Source organism: Duncaniella freteri (genome assembly GCF_004766125.1).
GTDB lineage: Bacteria > Bacteroidota > Bacteroidia > Bacteroidales > Muribaculaceae > Duncaniella > Duncaniella freteri.
On sequence record NZ_SJSA01000001.1, the window covers coordinates 1,190,352 to 1,209,594 of the forward strand.

General features: G+C 49.1%; 16 protein-coding genes. 7 read left to right on the top strand and 9 right to left on the bottom strand.

The window, feature by feature from the left end:
- Positions 1-26: 26 nt before the first annotated feature.
- Together EZ315_RS05105 and EZ315_RS05110 are read right to left on the bottom strand one after the other, a co-directional pair.
- Complete coding sequence (locus EZ315_RS05105; protein WP_135471123.1) at positions 27-1,496, bottom strand: DEAD/DEAH box helicase; 1,470 nt, start codon at positions 1,494-1,496, stop codon at positions 27-29.
- Positions 1,497-1,663: 167 nt separating this feature from the next.
- Positions 1,664-3,460 (bottom strand): DNA polymerase III subunit gamma/tau, encoded by a 1,797-nt coding sequence (locus EZ315_RS05110; RefSeq protein WP_135471124.1) that lies wholly within the window; start codon positions 3,458-3,460, stop codon positions 1,664-1,666.
- Positions 3,461-3,648: 188 nt separating this feature from the next.
- Here EZ315_RS05110 and EZ315_RS05115 point away from each other — a divergent pair, with 188 nt between their 5' ends.
- A complete protein-coding gene (locus EZ315_RS05115; protein ID WP_286052769.1) occupies positions 3,649-3,993 on the top strand; it encodes a PAS domain-containing protein in 345 nt (114 codons plus the stop codon).
- 139 nt (positions 3,994-4,132) lie between these two features.
- Here the strand turns inward: EZ315_RS05115 and EZ315_RS05120 are convergent, their stop codons facing one another.
- The gene (locus EZ315_RS05120) at positions 4,133-4,930 is read right to left on the bottom strand and encodes an SDR family NAD(P)-dependent oxidoreductase (RefSeq protein WP_135471126.1); all 798 of its coding nucleotides are present in this window, start codon (positions 4,928-4,930) and stop codon (positions 4,133-4,135) included.
- 382 nt (positions 4,931-5,312) lie between these two features.
- Between EZ315_RS05120 and EZ315_RS05125 the strand changes: the two genes are divergently transcribed.
- The 4 genes from EZ315_RS05125 (at position 5,313) to EZ315_RS05140 (ending at position 12,465) form a co-directional block, all read left to right on the top strand.
- The gene (locus EZ315_RS05125; protein WP_135471127.1) at positions 5,313-8,684 is read left to right on the top strand and encodes a SusC/RagA family TonB-linked outer membrane protein; all 3,372 of its coding nucleotides are present in this window, start codon (positions 5,313-5,315) and stop codon (positions 8,682-8,684) included.
- A gap of 27 nt (positions 8,685-8,711) precedes the next feature.
- Positions 8,712-10,274 (top strand): RagB/SusD family nutrient uptake outer membrane protein, encoded by a 1,563-nt coding sequence (locus EZ315_RS05130; protein WP_135471128.1) that lies wholly within the window; start codon positions 8,712-8,714, stop codon positions 10,272-10,274.
- A gap of 21 nt (positions 10,275-10,295) precedes the next feature.
- The gene (locus EZ315_RS16325; protein ID WP_170957471.1) at positions 10,296-11,534 is read left to right on the top strand and encodes a hypothetical protein; all 1,239 of its coding nucleotides are present in this window, start codon (positions 10,296-10,298) and stop codon (positions 11,532-11,534) included.
- 136 nt (positions 11,535-11,670) lie between these two features.
- Positions 11,671-12,465, top strand: coding sequence for a thioredoxin family protein (locus tag EZ315_RS05140; RefSeq protein ID WP_135471129.1), 795 nt, complete (start codon positions 11,671-11,673; stop codon positions 12,463-12,465).
- Positions 12,466-12,551: 86 nt separating this feature from the next.
- On the opposite strand, the gene fucP is transcribed toward EZ315_RS05140, so the two are convergent.
- From fucP to EZ315_RS05170, 6 genes are all read right to left on the bottom strand, one after another.
- A complete protein-coding gene (gene fucP, locus EZ315_RS05145; RefSeq protein ID WP_242452509.1) occupies positions 12,552-13,859 on the bottom strand; it encodes an L-fucose:H+ symporter permease in 1,308 nt (435 codons plus the stop codon).
- 12 nt (positions 13,860-13,871) lie between these two features.
- Positions 13,872-15,647, bottom strand: a complete 1,776-nt coding sequence (gene fucI / locus EZ315_RS05150; protein ID WP_135471131.1) for an L-fucose isomerase — start codon at positions 15,645-15,647, stop codon at positions 13,872-13,874.
- A 128-nt stretch (positions 15,648-15,775) separates the two neighbouring features.
- Positions 15,776-16,162 carry a HepT-like ribonuclease domain-containing protein gene (locus tag EZ315_RS05155; RefSeq protein ID WP_135471132.1) on the bottom strand — a complete coding sequence of 129 codons (387 nt, stop codon included), beginning with the start codon at positions 16,160-16,162 and terminating at the stop codon, positions 15,776-15,778.
- Positions 16,140-16,436 (bottom strand): nucleotidyltransferase family protein, encoded by a 297-nt coding sequence (locus EZ315_RS05160; protein ID WP_135471133.1) that lies wholly within the window; start codon positions 16,434-16,436, stop codon positions 16,140-16,142. The genes EZ315_RS05155 and EZ315_RS05160 overlap by 23 nt, the downstream gene beginning before the upstream one ends.
- A gap of 71 nt (positions 16,437-16,507) precedes the next feature.
- Positions 16,508-17,086: a DUF4230 domain-containing protein gene (locus EZ315_RS05165; RefSeq protein ID WP_135471134.1), complete on the bottom strand. Its 579-nt coding sequence runs from the start codon at positions 17,084-17,086 to the stop codon at positions 16,508-16,510.
- Positions 17,083-17,619 (bottom strand): DUF4230 domain-containing protein, encoded by a 537-nt coding sequence (locus tag EZ315_RS05170; RefSeq protein ID WP_170957474.1) that lies wholly within the window; start codon positions 17,617-17,619, stop codon positions 17,083-17,085. The genes EZ315_RS05165 and EZ315_RS05170 overlap by 4 nt, the downstream gene beginning before the upstream one ends.
- Before the next feature lie 322 nt (positions 17,620-17,941).
- Between EZ315_RS05170 and rsmH the strand changes: the two genes are divergently transcribed.
- Both rsmH and EZ315_RS05180 read left to right on the top strand, forming a co-directional pair.
- On the top strand, positions 17,942-18,862 hold the full coding sequence (gene rsmH, locus EZ315_RS05175; protein ID WP_135471136.1) for a 16S rRNA (cytosine(1402)-N(4))-methyltransferase RsmH: 921 nt from the start codon (positions 17,942-17,944) through the stop codon (positions 18,860-18,862).
- 18 nt (positions 18,863-18,880) lie between these two features.
- The gene (locus tag EZ315_RS05180; RefSeq protein ID WP_135471137.1) at positions 18,881-19,222 is read left to right on the top strand and encodes an FtsL-like putative cell division protein; all 342 of its coding nucleotides are present in this window, start codon (positions 18,881-18,883) and stop codon (positions 19,220-19,222) included.
- Positions 19,223-19,243: the final 21 nt, after the last annotated feature.

The window sequence follows — 19,243 nt, forward strand, 5'->3', positions numbered from 1 at the left end:
GCTCTTCTGATGTATTGCACTGTCAGTCAGGATTCGGCAGGTGTTGCAGTATCCGACATGGGTCTTTTCTTTCGTTTATTGGGATATTTGCGGCGTTTTTCCGGTTTGTCCTCTGTGGCGGATGATTGGCGGGCATTGTCTGCCTTAGCCTTGGTGATGTGTTCCTGTGCTGCCTTGTGGGCTTTTGACTTAGTGACTTTCGTAGCGGGTCGCTTCGCTTCGTTTTGCTCCGGCTTTTCCGCTGATCTGGGACTGCGGTTGTTTTTTCCGCCGGAATTATATTTCCGTCCCTGTGTTCGTGACCGTGAGCCTTGTTTTCCTCTGCCGCCTCTGTTGCGGCGGTTGGGGTTGTATTCGGGAGTCTCACCTATTTTTTCAGGAAGCTCTCGCTTCTCGACGGTATAACCGAGAAACTGCTCAAGCTCGCCGAATTTTCCTTGTTCGCTTTCGCTTACGAGTGTCACGGCGGCACCTCCGGCACCTGCACGTGCCGTACGGCCTATGCGGTGTACATAGTCCTCCGCCTCGCGTGGCACATCGTAGTTGACCACAAGTGATATGTCGTCGATGTCGATGCCTCGTGCGAGGATATCGGTGGCTACGATTATATCGAGCCGGGCTGCGCGGAAATCGAGCATCACTTCATCGCGGCGTTCCTGCTCCAGATCACTGTGCATCTCTCCGACCTTCCATCCGTCTTTCCTGAGGCTTTTCGCGAGGTCCTTGACCTTGAGCTTGGATGAGGCGAACACTATCACACGCTTGTCGCTGATGGTGCGGAACAGGTGCTTGAGCACTTGGGGCTTTTGGTTCTCGTACACCACGCACGCGCTCTGAGCTATCTTTTCAGTTGGGCGTGACACCGCGATCTTAACTTCGGCGGGATCGTTAAGGATTGCCTTTGCGAGCTGCTGTATCTTGGGAGGCATTGTAGCCGAGAACATCAGTGTCTGGCGATCCTGGGGCAGATGCTTCACTATCTGCATTATATCGTCGAAGAATCCCATGTCGAGCATGCGGTCAGCCTCATCGAGAATGAAGTATTTGACGCGGCTCAGGTCTATGCCTCCGAGTTGCAGATGAGCTATGAGCCTTCCGGGAGTGGCTATTACCACGTCGGCTCCGCGCTTTAGACCGTTCTGCTGGCGTGCGAACTCCTTGCCGTCGGTACCGCCGTAGATCGCTACGCTTGATATGGGAAGATAGTAGGAGAATCCTTCGAGCTGACGGTCGATCTGCTGGGCGAGCTCACGTGTGGGCGACATCACTATGCAGCTCACCGAGTCGACCGGTTCAGGCTCATCGGCGAGCATGTCGATAACAGGGAGCAGATAGGCTGCTGTCTTGCCTGTGCCTGTCTGGGCTACGGCAATGAGGTCGCGCCTGGAGAATATCAATGGTATTGCTTGTTCCTGGATGGGCGTACAATCCCCGAAGCGCATCGCATCGAGCGCGTCGAGAACGTCATCGCTAAGCTCTAATTCGTCAAATCTCATCTCTTACAGGATTAAATTGAGCCCGGCTCAATTTAAGTTTAAATGATTATGGGCTAAAGGTAGCACGCTTATGCATGGTTGTCGGCCCGACCTCTAACCCTTGACCTTTAGCCTGAAGTTTCTGTATGCAAAAATAGATTGTTGCAAAGTTAATGATTTTTTTGCTCTTAGCCTATAGTGAGTTGCATATCATCTATAAAATCACGCAGTCCGGGATTGTTTTCCACCATATGGTTTAGCACCTGCCTTTCGTTCCATGTGTGAGGCGAGGTCTCCCCCTGGTTGATTTCAACTGTGATCATTATATGATCATTGGATGTGGCGTCATGCAGGGTGGATAGTATCGATGGCATTGCTGACATCATCTCCTCTCGCTGTTTCTCATTCTCGACCATCACGCGATAGGTGTGTCCTTCCATGGGCGACGGAAAGGATGCACGCATTGTGTTGATGAGTATATGGCTTGTGGGATGGGCCTTTATGTATGATTGCCATGCCGAGTTGAGTTGCCCGGGAGTATAGGCAGCATCCCGCTGTTGTGTGGCGGCGGGTGTGAGTGATGATGACTGTTGGGAGGTATTGCCGTCGTTTCCGGATATGGAGAACGTGCCTATGCCGGTCTTCTTTATGATTCGCTTGCCTGCCGGTGGTGCGGCGGGTGGCGGCAGGGGAGAGGTGACAGGCTTTTGCGGTGAAGCTGCGCTTGTGGATGTCTGAGCCGGAGTGGCTGTGACCGGAGTCTTTGGCTGGACGTTGGGAGCAGCCGGTGCGGCGGCTGTGGTGGCAGCCTGTTGTACCGGGGCTGATGGCGTGTTCGAGTCGGCGATCTTCTGTAACTGCCCCCCTCCTTCGCCGCTATTGCCGGGAGAAGGGCTTAACAATTGGCATATCTTGGCGAGCGTGAGCTCCACAAGGAATTGCTTGTTGGATGCCGTGCGGTAGTTTAGATCAGCCTCATTGCACAGGTTCATTGCCCTGTAGATGAATTCAGGATGGCATTTCACGGCTTTCTCTGCCATGGCCTTGCGTGCGTCGTCGTCAGCTTCGAGCAGTACGATTGTCGATGGGTCGCGTGCCACCATGAGGTCACGCATGTAGTCGGCAACTCCGTTGATGAAAAAGTGGGAGTCGAAGCCCTTGTCGCGTATCTCCTTGTAGATAAGCCATGAGTCGAGTACTTTGCCTTCAAGAAAACAGTCGAGCAGACGGTTGTAGTAGTTGAAGTCCAGGACATTGAGATTGTCGATGGTGCTCCTGTAGGTGATGTTTCCGCGCGAGGATGCCGCCACCTGGTCGAATATGGAGAGGGCATCGCGCATGGCTCCGTCAGCTTTGCGGGCTATGATGTTGAGAGCCGACGGTTCGGCTGTGATCCCTTCGCTTTTTGCCACATATGTGAGATGGTCTACCATATCGCGCACTGTGATACGGTTGAAGTCGTATATCTGGCAGCGGGATAGGATAGTGGGGATTATCTTGTGTTTCTCGGTGGTGGCGAGTATGAATATCACATAGCTCGGTGGCTCCTCAAGTGTCTTCAGGAATGCGTTGAAGGCTGCTGAGGAGAGCATGTGCACCTCGTCGACTATGAACACACGGTATCTGCCCTGACCAGGGGGTATCTGCACCTGCTCAACGAGCTGACGTATGTCGTCCACACTGTTGTTGGAGGCGGCGTCAAGCTCGATTATGTTCAGCGAGTTGCCCTCATTGAATGCGCGGCATGAATCACACTCGTTGCATGCCTCGCCTTCGGGGGTAGGCGACAGGCAGTTGATGGTCTTGGCAAAGATGCGCGCACATGAGGTCTTGCCTACTCCGCGTGAGCCGCAGAACAGGTAGCTGTGGGCGAGTCGTCCCGAGGCAATTGCGTTTTTGAGTGTGGCTGTCAGTGCTTTCTGACCTACGACACTGTCGAATGTCGACGGCCGGTACTTTCTTGCCGATACAATATAATGGTCCATATGTTTCCCGCTGAGTTACATCTGATTTACTTACTCACAAATTTACGAAATCCCTGTCGATTCTACAAGCGCAATAAGGGAGGCCGTGAAAAAATGAGTGTTTTTGCAGTTTTGTGATACATAATATTTGGAGAGTTGTGATAAAATTAGCAATTTCGCTGTCATAACCAATCATAAAGAATTGAACTATGGACATGATACAGGAATTTCAATGGGCAGAGTCCATGAATTGTGCAGTGACAGTGTGTGACAAAGAGGGTGTGATACTATATATGAACGCGCCCGCCCGTGAATTGTACAGGAAACACGGTGATCTCATCGGCACCAATCTGCTCGGATGCCATTCCGAGCGTTCGCGCGGTATAATCCGCCACATGCTTGACACAGGCGAGAGCAACTCCTACACCATCAGAAAGCAGGGTCTGCGAAAGATGATATATCAGACCCCATGGCGCAAGGATGGTGAAGTGGCTGGTATAGTGGAGATCTCCATGATCATCCCGGAGGAACTTCCTCACTACGATCGAGGATAGACCTGGCATATATTGCTTGCCGGACACATGATATACCCCATAGCTGTGGGCATTGAAACCACAGCTATGGGGTATATCATGTGTCTGTGTCGTGAGTATGTAAAATGATGCTACGTCAGCCGGGGGCATACGCACAGAGTTATGCCGGGTCGTAGGTTGCTTCGGCTGCATTGATCTTTTTATCCTTTGGCGATGCGGATGAGGTGGAGACAGGGACAGGTATTTTTACCCAAAGTGATTCAGGTATGAGTCTCCACAGCCCTACCAGCAGGTTCCATCGCCAGTCGATTACCGCTACGCGTTTGCGCCGGAGCAGTGCTTTGAGTATCTTGGGCACGGCATAAGGCATACGCATGGTCATGGGATATTCCTCATGGGGATTCAAGAGTGGTGTACGCACCCATCCGGGACGTATGTCGGTGAATTTCACATCCGCTCCATCTATTGTGGCGAGCTGGTTGAGGGCACGCAGATATGTCTGCTGGAAACGTTTTGTCGATGAGTATGATGCGAGTCTGCCTATGCCGTTGGTTCCTGCCACGGATGTTATCGCGGCTATCTGACCGCTGCTTCCGGTGTCCCGGAAATACCTGTAGGCTGTCGCTGTCATCCTCACGAATCCTGTCACATTGGTTTCCAGTGTGGATAGTTCGTCATGAAGATTGAGTGCGGAATTCTCGTATCCGATCCCTGCCACGTGGAAATATACGTCCATTCCGTCCATCTTACTGATGAGTTTGAGAAGATCCTTGGGTGCTCCGGATTTTGTCACGTCTATATGAGCTGTGACTACATTGTCGGGGTAGCGTACCTTAAGGTCGTTGAGCACATCATCTTTGCGTCCGGCGGCCCCGACGAGCCAGCCCATTTCGGCAAGCCTCTCCGCCACTCGGAGTCCTAATCCGGATGTGGCTCCCATGATTATGATTCTGTTCATATGTGTTGTTGTTTTGTCGTGAGTCAAATTGTCATGTACATGTGAATATTAAACAATCATAACAGCAGGAATGCCTCAGGTGATTTTAAAAATTTCTATATTTTTATCAGCATTTTAGATAATTGCTATATTTAAGATTAATAAAGATATAGGTTGTGAATCAATTATTATATGCATGCTTTGATAATCAATGTGGTAGAGGCATGTTTTGTGGAAATATCTATTATTAATAAATGCTAATTTTTAAAAATACTTAATTTATGGTTAAAATATTGTAATAAATAAAGATGGGTGATTTTTTTTATATTACTTTTGAAAGCCTTGTTGCAAATAGTAACTAAAAAGAGTGATAAATTTATAATTAACCAAATAATGTTAGTGCATGAAACAGTGTAATGCAATACTACATCTGTTCTGCGCACTCGTGATGTCAATGCCGATTTTAGGCACACAGGATATCTATGCGCAGAGCAGCACCCAGCAAGCTTCAGGAAGGCTTATAATGGGACAAGTATTAGATGATGAAGGGGAGCCGCTCCCAGGAGCTACAGTCCGCATCAAAGGGTCCAAAGGTATAGGTTCTGCAACTACTACGGCCGGAAACGGTACATTCTCCCTCAATTATCAGGGTGACAGCTCTGCTCCCACTCTTTCCGTATCTTATATAGGTATGGTGACCAAGGATGTCAAGGTTGATTTTAAAAAGACCATGAAGATTACTCTTGAGTCGGATGCGCTCAAGCTATCAGAGGTCACAGTAGTTGACGACGGTTATAACCGTCTCCCACGTCGTGACATGGTGGGAGCCTACACCACCATCAAGGCTGAGGATGTCATCATCCCCGGCTATCAGTCCATCGATCAGATGCTTCAGGGACGAGTGGCAGGTATGATCGTATCAAACAATTCCGCACGTGTCGGTTCAATGCCCAACATCAAGATCCGTGGTACATCCACCATTCTCGGAAACACCAGCCCATTATGGGTGGTGGACGGTGTGATACAGCCCGATCCCATTGAGATAAGTGCATCCGAGGCTCTGACCGATGATATGGCGACACTTATCGGCAACCAGGTGTCATGGCTTAATCCTCTTGATATCGAGACCATTACTGTCCTTAAGGATGCTTCTGCGACAGCTATTTACGGATCAAAGGCATCCAACGGTGTGATTGTCATAACCACCAAGAAGGGCTCGTCGGAACGTGTTGCAGTGCGCTACTCAGGGAGTGTCTCAATACGTGAGCGTTCAAGTTATGATAAATACGACAAGATGAACTCGCTTGAGCGCATACAGTTCAGCAAGGAAGCTTACGATGCCGGTGCCCGCTATGCAACAGCTCCTGTCCCGCAGATATATTCTTATGAAGGACTTATGGCTATGTTCAATGACCGTCTGATAACTGCTGACCAGTTTGCCTACCATATGCAGCGTCTTGAGACAGTCAATACCGACTGGCTTGATCTGCTCACACGCACATCGGTGTCAAACAACCATAACCTCAGTATTTCGGGCGGAACATCCAAGGTCACTTACAATGCGTCGTTCGGTTATTCCAATGACAAAGGTGTCGAGATCGGCAATGACCAGGACCAGATCACATCACGCCTTAATGTGGGTATCGACTTCAGCAAGCGTCTGCGTGTCGACGTAAATATGAACGGTTCGGTGCGTAATTCCGACGGTTATGCCGGCGGAGCCAATCCTCAGAGTTACGCTCTTAACACAAGCCGCGCTCTGCCTGCTTACAACGAGGATGGCACTCTTGCTTATTACCAGAACACTTATTCATATCCCTATGGTGTAGACAAGCAGCGTCTTTATGGCTATAACATATTAAACGAGCTTGCCAACACTTATTCCAATAATCAGAATAAGACCTTCTCGACATCGGTAAACGCAAGCTACAAGATTTTGGAGGTCCTGTCATATCAGTTCGTGGGCAGTATCAACCAGTCAACCAATAACACTGAGTCATATATAGGAGAAAACGCCTCTTATATAGAAAAGAATTTCCGTGGCTATCCTGCGGGCACAGAAGAGTATGGCTCTACCAAATACAAGGAAGCACTCCTGCCTCGTGGCGGCCAGCTCTCCACCACAAGCTCTACAAGTACGAGCTATTCGATGACCCATAAGCTACAGTACTCACAGGTGTTTGATCAGAAACACCGTCTGAACGGTCTTGCAGGATTCGAGATGCGTTCCGTCAAGAACAAGAGCAACACCAACACTGTATGGGGTTACATACCCGAGCGCGGTCAGACTATTATTATGCCTCCACCTCCCGGACAGCTTGTAGGCGGCTCTATGCCTGAATGGGGTATCATGGACAGCTATCTGCGTGCCGGAAGCGGTTGGAATTCTTACGAGCGTACCGACAATTATCTGTCATTGTTCAGTGTGCTTGCCTACTCATACGACAATCGCTATGTGCTTAATGCCAATTTCCGTTGGGATGCCTCCAACCGTTTCGGTCAGGACACCAACAACAGGTTCAATCCCACTTACTCGTTCGGTTTCTCATGGCGTATAGCACAGGAGAATTTCATCAAGGAAAACCTGTGGTGGCTCAATCAGCTCAACCTGCGTACCACTTACGGTATACAGGGTAATGTGGTGAATTCGGTAAGCCCGGAACTGCTGGCTTCTTACGGTGGCTACACGCACTTTTACAATCAGTTTGTATCCACCATCTCTTCGCTTCCCAATCCTTACCTGAAATGGGAGAGCACCAAGAGCTGGAACTTCGGTCTTGATCTCCAGTTGTTCAGCAAAGTGACGATGAACCTTGAATATTACACTCGCTCGTCAAATGCGTTGACCAGCCAAAAAATATCCGAGGAATATGGTAGAGGAAGTATGAATCTTAATGGCGGATTGATTCATAATCATGGAGTTGAGATGACGGTCAACTATACTCCGATCTCCAATAAGGATTTTGCTTGGACAATCGGTTTCAATATGTCAAAGAACTGGAACCGTTCCGAGACTCCTGAGAATATATTGAGAGCCAATAAGCCTACCACTCAGGAGTATCTTGCAGGTGGCAAACCTCTTAAAGAGGGTTATCCACTGTCAGGATTCTGGTCCTATTCGTTTGCCGGTCTTAGCTCGGAGGGTTATCCCACGTTCAATATGCTTGATTTCGAAGGTCCTGTCAATGTGGATCTTGATCCCACTACATTCCTTGTATACTCAGGAGAGAGGGATGCATACTTTACCGGAGGATTCAATACCCGTCTACGCTATAAGGGCATCTCCTTGTCCACATCGTTCTCGGCTTTGCTTGGCGGACACAAGCGTCTTCCCAACCCATATTCAAGTTTTGATACCGACGGACGTCTCCCTTCTCCTTACGACAACCTTTCAAAGACTCTTAATGACCGCTGGAAGCAGCCAGGTGATGAATATCACACTAACATTCCTGCATTATGGACTGTGTCGGAACCCGGACGCCAGCCCAAGATACAATTGCCTAATAGCGATATAATGCAGAACATATACTCATTGTGGGCAAGTTCGGATGTTCGTGTCGTTGACAGCTCATTCCTGCGTTGCAATAATATAAGCCTATCCTACTATCTCCCCACTGCATGGTGCAACAAATTCGGTGCACAGAGCCTGAGTGTTTCGGCAAATGTCAGCAATCTCTTTGTTATCGCCGACAGTAAGTGGAATGGCTATGACCCGGAGCTTGGTTCAAGCAGAATGCCCCACATGTATTCGTTCGGTCTGAACGTTAGTTTCTAATCCATCATAACATTATTGAATATAATTATGAAAACATATATAAAGTATTTGGCAGTCGGGATGATGGCGGCGGCGATAAGCTCCTGCGGAGATTTCCTTGACCCCAAAGCCACGAGCGAATATGTCCCTAAGGATGCGGAATCGCTCAACGAACTGTTGCTCGGACAGGCATATCCGCGTAAGGATATCGCAAATACATTGGATGGATTTCTCCATCTGATGGACGATGACATTGCGTTTGCGCCATATCAGACTTATGATAATTATTTTGAGAATAAGTTGTCAGCCATGCAGATTGTCTTTACGTGGCAACCTAACATGTGGGACCAGCTTTACGTCATTTATCCTTCCCACAATGTCAACCAGTACAAGGCATATTATTCTCTGATCCTCGGTTGTAATGCTATTCTTGACTACATAGGTCAGGCCAACGACTCTCAGGAAGAAATAAATAATATACTTGCTCAGGCTCATGCCCTGCGCGGTTACTATTATTTTCAGCTGGTCAACATATTCGGCAAACCCTACAACTCACCGGGTGGTCCTGAGTCTCTTGGTGTACCCTTGAAATTGACTTCCAATATCGAAGAAGCTGGTATACGCCGCAACACAGTCGGAGATGTGTATGATCAGGTTTTGTCGGATCTTAAAGCTGCTGAGGAACTTTATGAGTCTCTCCCTGCGGACATGCAGTGGAAGTCGAATTTCCGCACCAGTCTCCCTATGGTTCAGCTCGTGCTCTCACGTGTATATCTTTATATGGAGAACTGGGCAAAGGCTGCTTTATATGCCGAGAAGGTCATGAATAACAGTAATTTCAAGTTCATCAATGTGAATGACGTGCCTCGAATGAATCCCAATGCACAGTCACGAATCTATTACATGAATTACCAGAGCTATAATTCGTCGCCGGAGGTGATTATGCCCTTTGGAAATACAGCGGATGTCGCTTTCTGGCTTTTCGATACTCCTAAAAACGGAACACCTTGTTTCATAGCATCCCAGGATCTTTTGGATTCCTATGAGGATACCGACCTTCGTAAAGATTTTTATATCGCTACCACCAAACAGCAGGATAACTATCCCCGAAACTGGCAGACTCTTCCTTTGGGCAAGATCAGCCTTAACAGCCAGAACAATAATCTCGGTTCAGGAAGTGATAACTTCGGTAGAAGTTTCCGTCTGTCGGAGGCTTATCTCAACTATGCAGAGGCTAAGATTGAGCTTAACGAAGATATCTCCGGTGTCTTTGCCAAGGTGGATCTGATGCGTAAAAACCGTTTCAAGCCGGAGGATTTTAAGCCTACTCCATCGATGTCACAGGATGCAGCGCGTGAGTTCATACGTGCAGAACGTCGCCGTGAGCTTTGCTACGAGGGTCACCGGTGGTTCGACATCCGCCGTTGGGGTATGCCTGAAATCAAGCACGTATGGCACGTGGATGGGGAGACTGATGTTGAGTACACACTCAAGGCAGGCGACAATGCCTACACACTCCCTATCCCGCGAACTTCTATAGAGCTCAACCCCGATCTTGAGCAGAATCCTATGGATTCTGGCTCACGTCCCGGCGTAAATATCAATAAATAAATTGAATAAATAACGACAGTCATGAAAAGGACTATTCTTTATACAACACTTGGCTTACTTTCATTGACAGCCTGCAACAGTGATGAAGAAGCCCTCGATCCTACCGGTAACTATTCGGTGCTTCGTTTCGAGTTTCCTCAGGGCGATAATGATTTTGACCATGAAATCAAGAGCATATATGATGATTATGGTATATTCATAATATATAAAGATATTACCTCAGCCGATCTAAATCGTAGATGGACATCGTTGGGAACCGATAAACTTCAGGACTACGTTCCGGTAAAGGAGGCTGACATCCCCTTCTATGTTGACTTCTTACGCAATCATGTGTTTAATTATCTAACCAATGATCTTGCAAAAAGAGCTTTCCCTGTGAAAATGTATATTTGCGAGCAGCTTGGTGACTATGATAAGATTCCTTCCGACTTGAGTGGAACAGGTATTGGAACAGGACGACCAAGTACTGAGACCGGCGGCGGCACCGGCGGCACCGGCACCGGCGGCACCGGCACCGGCGGCACCGGCACCGGCGGCACCGGCACCGGCGGCACTGGCACCGGCGGCACTGGCACTGGCACTGGCACCGGCACCGGCACCGGCACTGGCACTGGCACCGGCACCGGCACCGGCACTGGCACCGGCACTGGCACTGGCACCGGCACCGGCACCGGCACTGGCACCGGCACTGGCACCGGCACCGGCACCGGTAATAAAATCAATCAGATTCTGACTCTTAATAACAGTTCGAGACTGTTCGATTATTGGGCAGTAAGCTTTTCTCGTGATGGCATCGATAAGAAAGATAAGGATGAGATGCGTCTCGCCCGTATACGTTTCATCTATCTTACCATTAAAGAAGCATATATGGCAGGTACTATTGTCGATACTCCGGAGGCATTAAGTTTGCTTAATTTCGAAAAGCCATATCTGGATAGAGATCAGGAAAAGCAGCCTGGTGCTCTTGACAATCCTGATCACCGTCTTAACAGAGGTTTCCCATATCGTCTGTATGAAAGCGATTTCAAAGAGACAACAAGTTATGAGGTTGGTGTCGCGTATATGAACCTTAAGGAGCCTATCACCTATAACTACTTCCTGAATTATATACGTGTGGCACTTTATTACAGCCGTGACGAGCTTGTAAAGAAATATGAGAAGCATCCCCGCATCATTGCAGTATATGACGCTATAGTATCGGATATGAAGAATACTTACGGTATTGATATTGTAGGTATTAACAAGGGTCCGCAGATGTAGGATAAACTTTTTTACATAAATTTTAAGACCATAGAACCATAAGTATATTCAGCTAATAGTTCTATGGTCTTAAATATCTTGGTTAAAGTCTACGTTATTATAGATAGATAAGTATAATCTCTTATAAATAGATTCTATGTATAAATTTATTTCAACCTTGTTGCTCCTTTTTTCTTTATCAGGTGTACAGGCTGAAGGTATACAGTTCCGTGATATGTCACTTCCTGAGGCTCAGGTTGCTGCCGGGAAGGAGGGAAAATTGGTGTTTGTTGACTGCTACACACCATCCTGCGGTCCTTGTAAATTTATGGCACGACACATCTTCCCTATGGACTCGTGCGGAGAGTATATGAATCCGCGGTTTGTGAGCGTCATGAAGGACCTTGAGGCGGAAGGCAACACATATATTGCCAAGAAATACAATGTACGCATCTATCCCACATTCCTTATCCTGCGCACTGACGGCTCTCTCTATGCTAAGCTTGAGGGCGGAGCTGTGAAGTATGCCGGGAAGTTTCTGAATCGTGTCGACGGTGCTCTTGCTCTCGGTGAGATGGAGGAGCGTTATACGGCAGGTGATCGTGGAGTGGATTTGCTTACGGCTTATGTCGATGCTCTCATGCATCCGGCTCCTATGAAAGCCCGAAGTATAATCAATGACTATGTAGTGACCCTGTCGGTCGACGATATGGCTTGTGATGCAAATCTTGAGCTGATTAAGCGTCTTGGCGACGCTGAGTGCGATGGTTATATCCACATGGTTGACAATCGTGCCGGAGTTGCATCCAAGATAGGTAAGAAGCGTTTCGGATCGGTGCTCGATGCCATATATGTATCATATAGCCGCAGGCTGAAAATGATGGGCAGGTCACCTTCTGAAAAGGCTGTGGCTCTTCGTGAGCAGCTCCGGTCGGAGGGATACATCGACTGATTGTCTGATCTGATATCCGCATAATATACATAGGCGCATCATCCCGCGGGGTGATGCGCCTATGTTCTGTCTTTGTCGACCGGATACTATGCCTGGCAGAAGTGTTTCTGTCGGTATCCGTAGGCAGCTACCACAACAAAGCATATCAAGGGGAGTACGAATGATATGTTGACAGCGGGGAAACCTGCCACCGATCCTAAGTCGATGATTGATGCCTGGAGAGGCGGGAGCACCGATCCTCCGAGGATCGCCATGATGAGGCCTGCGGCTCCGAACTTGGCATCCTCTCCCATACCTTCGAGCGCAATGCCGTAGATGGTAGGGAACATCAGTGACATGCATCCCGACACGCCTACAAGGCAATAAAGCCCTGCTATGCCGTTGCAGAATATTACTCCGAGCGTGAGAAGCCCTGCTGCCACGGCGAGGGTGCCGAGAAGAGCCCCAGGACGGAAGTATTTCAGAAGGAATGTGCATATGAAGCGGCTTGAGCAGAACAGTATCATGGCGAAGATGTTGTACTGCTGCGATAGCACCTCGGCATCCTTCTCTCCCATGCCCTGCTCCATGAATATGCGTGTGCCGTACTGGATGATGAAGGTCCAGCACATGATCTGCGCGCCTACATAGAAGAACTGGGCTATGACACCTTCCCTGTATTTGGGCACTGAGAAGATGCGCCTTATGGTGGGGAGGAATGCTGTGGTGCGCTGCTTGTCGCCGTTGCGCGGCATGCTCACTATTGCTATGAGCACCATCATGAGCACCACTACAGCTCCGATTGCGAGGTAAGGCTTGACGAGTATCCACAGGTCGGCGTCGCGGAGTGCGGCGAATGATTCCGTATCGAGCTGAGCGCGCTCTGCCGTCTCCATAGGGTCGAGACTGTTCTGTATGAAATTCATAGCCACATACATGCCCAGGAGCGAGCCCATGGGGTTGAAGCATTGTGCCATGTTTAGCCGTCGGGTCGCCGATGATTCAGGCCCCATGGTGAGTATGTAGGGGTTACAGCTCGTCTCAAGGAAAGAGAGTCCGCAAGTGAGTATGAAATAGGCGATCAGGAATGGGAAATACATGCCTGTAAGCATGGCTGGGTAGAAGAGAAAGGCACCCAGCCCATAGAGTCCCAGACCAAGAAGCACGCCTGCCTTGTAGGAATACTTGCGTATGAACATAGCGGCGGGGAACGCCATGGCAAAGTATCCTCCGTAGAATGCCACCTGTATGAGAGTGCCGTCGGTCACGCTCATGCGGAATATCTTGGAGAAAGCCTTGACCATGGGGTTGGTGATATCGTTGGCGAAACCCCACAGCGCGAAGCAGGATGTGATAAGAACAAAGGGGACTATATAGTTGACCCCGTTGGAGCGGAGTATGGAGTCTTGTTTCACTTTCAGTCCGCTTTACTTCTTATACAGAGGTCCGTAGGTGGAGCAGGCTCGATAGTCGCTGCCTTCCTTATCCATGCCGAATGCGTTCCATGCGCTGGGACGGAACACGTCGACATCCGCGATATTGTGCATGCACACAGGGATACGGAGCATGGATGCGAGTGTGATAAGATCCTTGCCGATATGGCCGTAGGTGAGTGCTCCGTGGTTGGCTCCCCAGTTGTTCATCACTGAATATACATCCTTGAAGGCGTCGCGTTCGGGCATGAGGCGCGGCACGAACCATGTGGTCGGCCATGTGGGGTCGGTGCGCTCGTCGAGTGTCCTGTGCACTTCGGGGTCGAGTTCGGCGGTCCATCCTTCTGCTATCTGGAGCACCGGACCGAGACCTTTGACGAGGTTGAGGCGTGACATTGTCACAGGCATGCCGCCTTTGGTGAGGAAGTTGCTTGAGAAGCCTCCTCCGCGGAAATAGTCACGGTTGGCGGGACACCAGTTTGTGTTGGCGAGGCACTTCTCCACATCCTCTTGTGTAAGATCCCAGGGCTGCTTCATTTCGGGATTACCGTTGGCATCGGTTGCCTGGCCTGTGGCGTCGAGAGTGGTGGCTCCGGAGTTGATGAGGTGTATGATACCGTTCTTGGCTATGCCGGTGAGCTCTTTGCCGGTGACACGGCGCACAGCTTCGGGGCTCCAGTAAGTGCGCACGTCGGAGAACTGCTGTCCGCGGTTGGTGAGCAGATGTCCGAAGAGCATGGCTATGCCGTTGCATGCATCGTTCTCTGTGGCGAGCACATATGCCTCGCGTATGCCGTTCCAGTCGAACGATGTGTTCATCAAGGCTTCGGTGAAGTCACCGTTGGGGTAGAAGTCGGTCCACTGACGCTGTCCCTGGAAACCTCCGGCTATGGCGTTGTGTCCGAGGGCTTCTTCCTGGAATCCCATCTCGCGGAGCTTGGAGTTGCCGGTCATGAGGTCGCGGGCTATTAGAGTCATCTTCACTACGAATTCCCAATCCTGGTCCTTCTCTTCACGGGTCTTTGCCTTTTCGGGACGGTTACGGTCGGCAGCTTCGCGGGGCTTGCAGTATTTTTCGGTCCATGCCATGGCTTTGGCATACTCTTCGTGATCGTAGATGCCAAGCTCCATTCGGCGGATGAATTCAGTGAGATCGATCGATTCGCAACGCATTCCCAGATAGTCCTCAAAGAAGTCGGTGCTCACGATAGAACCGGCTATGCCCATGCACACCGAGCCCATCGAGAGGTAGCTCTTCCCGCGCATGGTGGCTACAGCCTGTGCCGAGCGGGCAAACCGCAGTATCTTCTCGGCTACATCCTCAGGAATTGTGTTGTCCTGAAGATCCTGTACGTCATGTCCGTATATTCCGAATGCAGGAAGTCCTTTCTGTGAGTGGGCGGCGAGCACTGCTGCGAGATATACCGCTCCGGGACGCTCGGTGCCGTTGAATCCCCACACGGCTTTGGGCCAGGGATTCATGTCCATTGTCTCGGAGCCGTAACACCAGCATGAGGTGACGGTTATGGTAGAGCCTACACCTTCGCGCTCAAACTTTGCTGCGCATGCGGCTGCCTCGGCCACGCGTCCTATGGTGGTATCGGAGATTACACATTCTACAGGGGAGCCGTCGCCGTTGCGGAGATTGCTGCTTATGAGGTCAGCCACAGCCTTGGCGAGATTCATGGTCTTTTCTTCAAGGCTCTCACGGATGCCTCCCTGACGGCCGTCAATGGTGGGACGGATTCCGATTTTAGGATATTTATTCATGATTGTAACTTGGTATAAGGTAAGAAATATATTTTCTGAAAACAGATTATACAAAGTTATATCACATTTCGGAGCGGATGAACGACATCGGCGTTAAAGGGTGTTAATCTTAACGAAAATGTCGAAATTTATGACAATAAGCTATATAATCGAACAAAAGTTTCCCTCAATCGCGGTATTTCATTCAATGTCACATCATATATTATTTCAGCATCTATATCAAAATAACCATGTGCTATATGGTCACGTATGCCTTTTATATTTCGCCAAGGTATTTCTGGAGAGTTATCATTAAGAAAACCGGGTAATAATCGATCAATTTTCTTCACCCCTTCTCCGATACTTTGTATTATCATGCTATTAGCAGCTAATTTCTGCATTCCGGATTGCGAGGATAGATATTCATCGTATGATTTGACCTCAGAGTTCCATCCAATTATCATATCGCACGCTCCGATTATTTGTTTGAGTATATTGCATGCGATGGTACGATTATGAGAATATGTAGATTCCATCACGTTCAATTTCTTGTGCTAAAAATTGGTTTAAATGAGCATGGCGACGTATGATATCTACTGAAACGCCTAATAATTCTTGTAGATATTGTCGCAGTGCTATCATTTTGAGTGCTTTTGGTGGCATTTCTACACATATATCGACATCGCTTCCTTCATGATTGTCGCCACGAGCCATCGATCCGAATACACACATCGAGGAGACCTCAAATTCCTGTCGGATATATGGGGCTGCATCATTTAGTGTGGAAAAGCATTGTTGTCGGGAGCACATAATAGGGAAAGTTATTATCCACCGCAAATATACGAAATTTATAAAGTATATAGCAATTAAATTATAGAATATTAATGTGATAGAGTGCCGTTGGGGGTGGGGTCGATGACGATTACCGGATGGCGGTATATGTTTTCAAGAAAAGAGCGGAGGTTGGTTGCGGCTTCGGCGCGCGCACGTGCTACAGTGCCGTTCTCGTAGAGCTGGCGTATGGCGCGCCCTCGGAGTTTCGACTTCACGGCGTTTTCTTCAGTGAGCGACATCCTGTCCTTAATGAACAATGCAAGGCTCTTGGTATCGATTACCTGCCAGGAGTCAGGTTCGGTGGATTCTTTGATTTCGACAATCTCTTTAGGCAGTGTCACGAAGAGTGTGTCGCCGGAATTTTCGGTGTGTATGTTCTGGAGGTCGAATGATATCGAGCCGCTCTGTTTTTGTACTGCAAATATTACCTTATTGTTTATTGTGTCGAGTACCGGGGCTTCGTTGTAGATGTCGATGGCGCACAGCCGCGTCATGGTCTCAATGTCGTTGACGTGACCTCGGCTTATGTGGAATGGCTCTTTGCTGCGGTTGATCATATAGTAGGCACCGGCTGCTATTGCCGATATGATTATTACCCATAGTAAGAGGCGAGCTATCTTTATCATATGTGTATGTTTCGGAGTGATTTGAAGTCAATGACGGCTGAGTATCCTTTTTCACCGAAAAGTGATTCGAAGTATTGTCGTGCCTTATGCTTTGCTGCATCGGTGAGCTGTGATGTGAATGCCTTGTTATCCTGCAACTCCTTTTTGAGAGATGTGTTGGCAAGCTCTTTCAGCTCGGCACGCTCACGGGCATCGATACTGTCGCGGAACAGCCCGATATTGTCATATTCCTTTCTCAGCTCCATGTCTCGTCCGGAGATTTCTGTGACGATGGGAGGGAGTGTTATATGCACGGTCCCGGCTTTATCGTCGAATGATATGTCATCCTCACTCAAGGCTGACATGTCGATGTAGGCGTGCATGTAGGTGTCATAGGAATACACGGCTATGCGTTTGCCGAAGAATTCACGGCTCTTATCGATTGCTGCTGTCTTGGTGATGCTCATTGAGGCGAAGATCATCTTATCGGCGGACTTTAGTTCCTGATATAATTCCCTGTGATCCTCTTGCCTGGTACATGAAAGGCACAGCATGATCGCGGTCGCTAAAAGTAGTATTTTTCGCTTGTGCATATTGGCTGGTCAGAGTTTAGAATTATAACGGTGTGCGCGGAGGTTGGTTCAGAGGCGATCCAGCCGGATTTTTTATTGCTGTGGAATTATTGGATATTTACATTTGTAAACCATCAAAAATGGTATTTTAAGCCACTGTAATCGGTATGTTAATAACTTTTTGTGAAATGTGAATGAACATGGAAGTTTGCTTTTGCAAATTTTTTAGTAATTTTACACCCTGATAACACCTATAATAAAAAGAAATAATCAGAAGACCGATTATATCACAGCAGGAAAGCCTATGAGCGAACAGCCCTATCACATACCAGCCTTATTGCCTCAATGTCTTGATGCACTTGATATTAAGCCCGATGGCATATATGTTGACGCCACTTATGGCGGCGGCGGACATTCTCGTGCCATCATGGAACGGCTTGATGCTGGTCAGGGCGGACACCTCTACTCTTTCGACCAGGACATCGATGCTGTGAAACGTGCCGGTGAGGACCCTCGTTTCACAATGGTCTACTCCAACTTCCGTTTTATCACCAACTTCATGCGCTATTACGATGTGGATGGTGTGGATGGTGTGCTGGCTGACCTTGGGGTGTCATTCCATCACTTTGACACTCCCGACAGAGGGTTTTCATTCCGTGCGGACGGTCCTCTCGACATGCGCATGAACCGCTCGGCATCCCGGGCTGCGTCCAGTCTCCTTGCCGACATCGACCGTGACCGTCTTGCCGACATCCTTAAGCTCTATGGGGAGCTTTCACAGGCACGACGGATGGCTGATGCCATAGTCCGAGCCCGAGAAGGGGGCCGGAAGCTCGATACTGTGGGTGCTCTCATTGAGACAGTGACACCTCTTATCGACCCAAGGAAAGAGAAAAAAGAGCTCGCCCAGCTCTTCCAGGCTCTGCGCATAGAGGTCAACGATGAGATGGGTGCCCTGCGCGAGCTTCTTGAGGGCGCGCTCAGAGTGCTCCGTCCCGGCGGCCGTCTTGCCGTGATCACCTATCACTCACTTGAGGACCGTATGGTGAAGAACTTCCTTAAGACCGGCGACATCACCGGAAAGGTCGACAAGGATTTCTTCGGCCGTGTCAACGCTCCGTTCAAGCTACTTGCATCCAAGCCCATCGTGCCGGATGATGACGAGGTGGCACGCAACCCGAGATCGCGCTCAGCCAAACTCCGGGTAGGTATAAAAATCGGATAAATTCAGGATAGAAGCATCATGGCAAAGAAGTCAGCAACCAAACAGCGCAAGTCGCCCTACATATTCCGAGTGTTTCGCGGACAGGTGATTTCGAGCGATTTTTTCGCCCGTCATTGGCTTCCTGTACTCATATTCATCATAGTGATGATGGTCTATATCACCACCAAGTTCACTTATCGTACCAATATCGAAAAAATCGAGGCTTTGCAGAAGCAGCTTGAGATAGTGCAGAACGAGAGCGCACGAGAGCGCAGCTCGTTCATGAGCCGCATACGTGAGACATCCATGCAGCAGCTTGTCGACTCGCTTCATCTCAATCTTCGTGTGCAGCCCCAGCCGCCGTTCACCATAGAGCGTTGACATCCGCTTCATACCGTATTA

Bases quoted from the DNA above. Each gene is read 5' to 3' on its own strand.
- EZ315_RS05105 (WP_135471123.1), bottom strand. From the start codon at position 1,496: ATGAGATTTGACGAATTAGAGCTTAGCGATGACGTTCTCGACGCGCTC.
- EZ315_RS05110 (WP_135471124.1), bottom strand. From the start codon at position 3,460: ATGGACCATTATATTGTATCGGCAAGAAAGTACCGGCCGTCGACATTC.
- EZ315_RS05115 (WP_286052769.1), top strand. From the start codon at position 3,649: ATGGACATGATACAGGAATTTCAATGGGCAGAGTCCATGAATTGTGCA.
- EZ315_RS05120 (WP_135471126.1), bottom strand. From the start codon at position 4,930: ATGAACAGAATCATAATCATGGGAGCCACATCCGGATTAGGACTCCGA.
- EZ315_RS05125 (WP_135471127.1), top strand. From the start codon at position 5,313: ATGAAACAGTGTAATGCAATACTACATCTGTTCTGCGCACTCGTGATG.
- EZ315_RS05130 (WP_135471128.1), top strand. From the start codon at position 8,712: ATGAAAACATATATAAAGTATTTGGCAGTCGGGATGATGGCGGCGGCG.
- EZ315_RS16325 (WP_170957471.1), top strand. From the start codon at position 10,296: ATGAAAAGGACTATTCTTTATACAACACTTGGCTTACTTTCATTGACA.
- EZ315_RS05140 (WP_135471129.1), top strand. From the start codon at position 11,671: ATGTATAAATTTATTTCAACCTTGTTGCTCCTTTTTTCTTTATCAGGT.
- fucI (WP_135471131.1), bottom strand. From the start codon at position 15,647: ATGAATAAATATCCTAAAATCGGAATCCGTCCCACCATTGACGGCCGT.
- EZ315_RS05155 (WP_135471132.1), bottom strand. From the start codon at position 16,162: ATGGAATCTACATATTCTCATAATCGTACCATCGCATGCAATATACTC.
- EZ315_RS05160 (WP_135471133.1), bottom strand. From the start codon at position 16,436: ATGTGCTCCCGACAACAATGCTTTTCCACACTAAATGATGCAGCCCCA.
- EZ315_RS05165 (WP_135471134.1), bottom strand. From the start codon at position 17,086: ATGATAAAGATAGCTCGCCTCTTACTATGGGTAATAATCATATCGGCA.
- EZ315_RS05170 (WP_170957474.1), bottom strand. From the start codon at position 17,619: ATGCTGTGCCTTTCATGTACCAGGCAAGAGGATCACAGGGAATTATAT.
- rsmH (WP_135471136.1), top strand. From the start codon at position 17,942: ATGAGCGAACAGCCCTATCACATACCAGCCTTATTGCCTCAATGTCTT.
- EZ315_RS05180 (WP_135471137.1), top strand. From the start codon at position 18,881: ATGGCAAAGAAGTCAGCAACCAAACAGCGCAAGTCGCCCTACATATTC.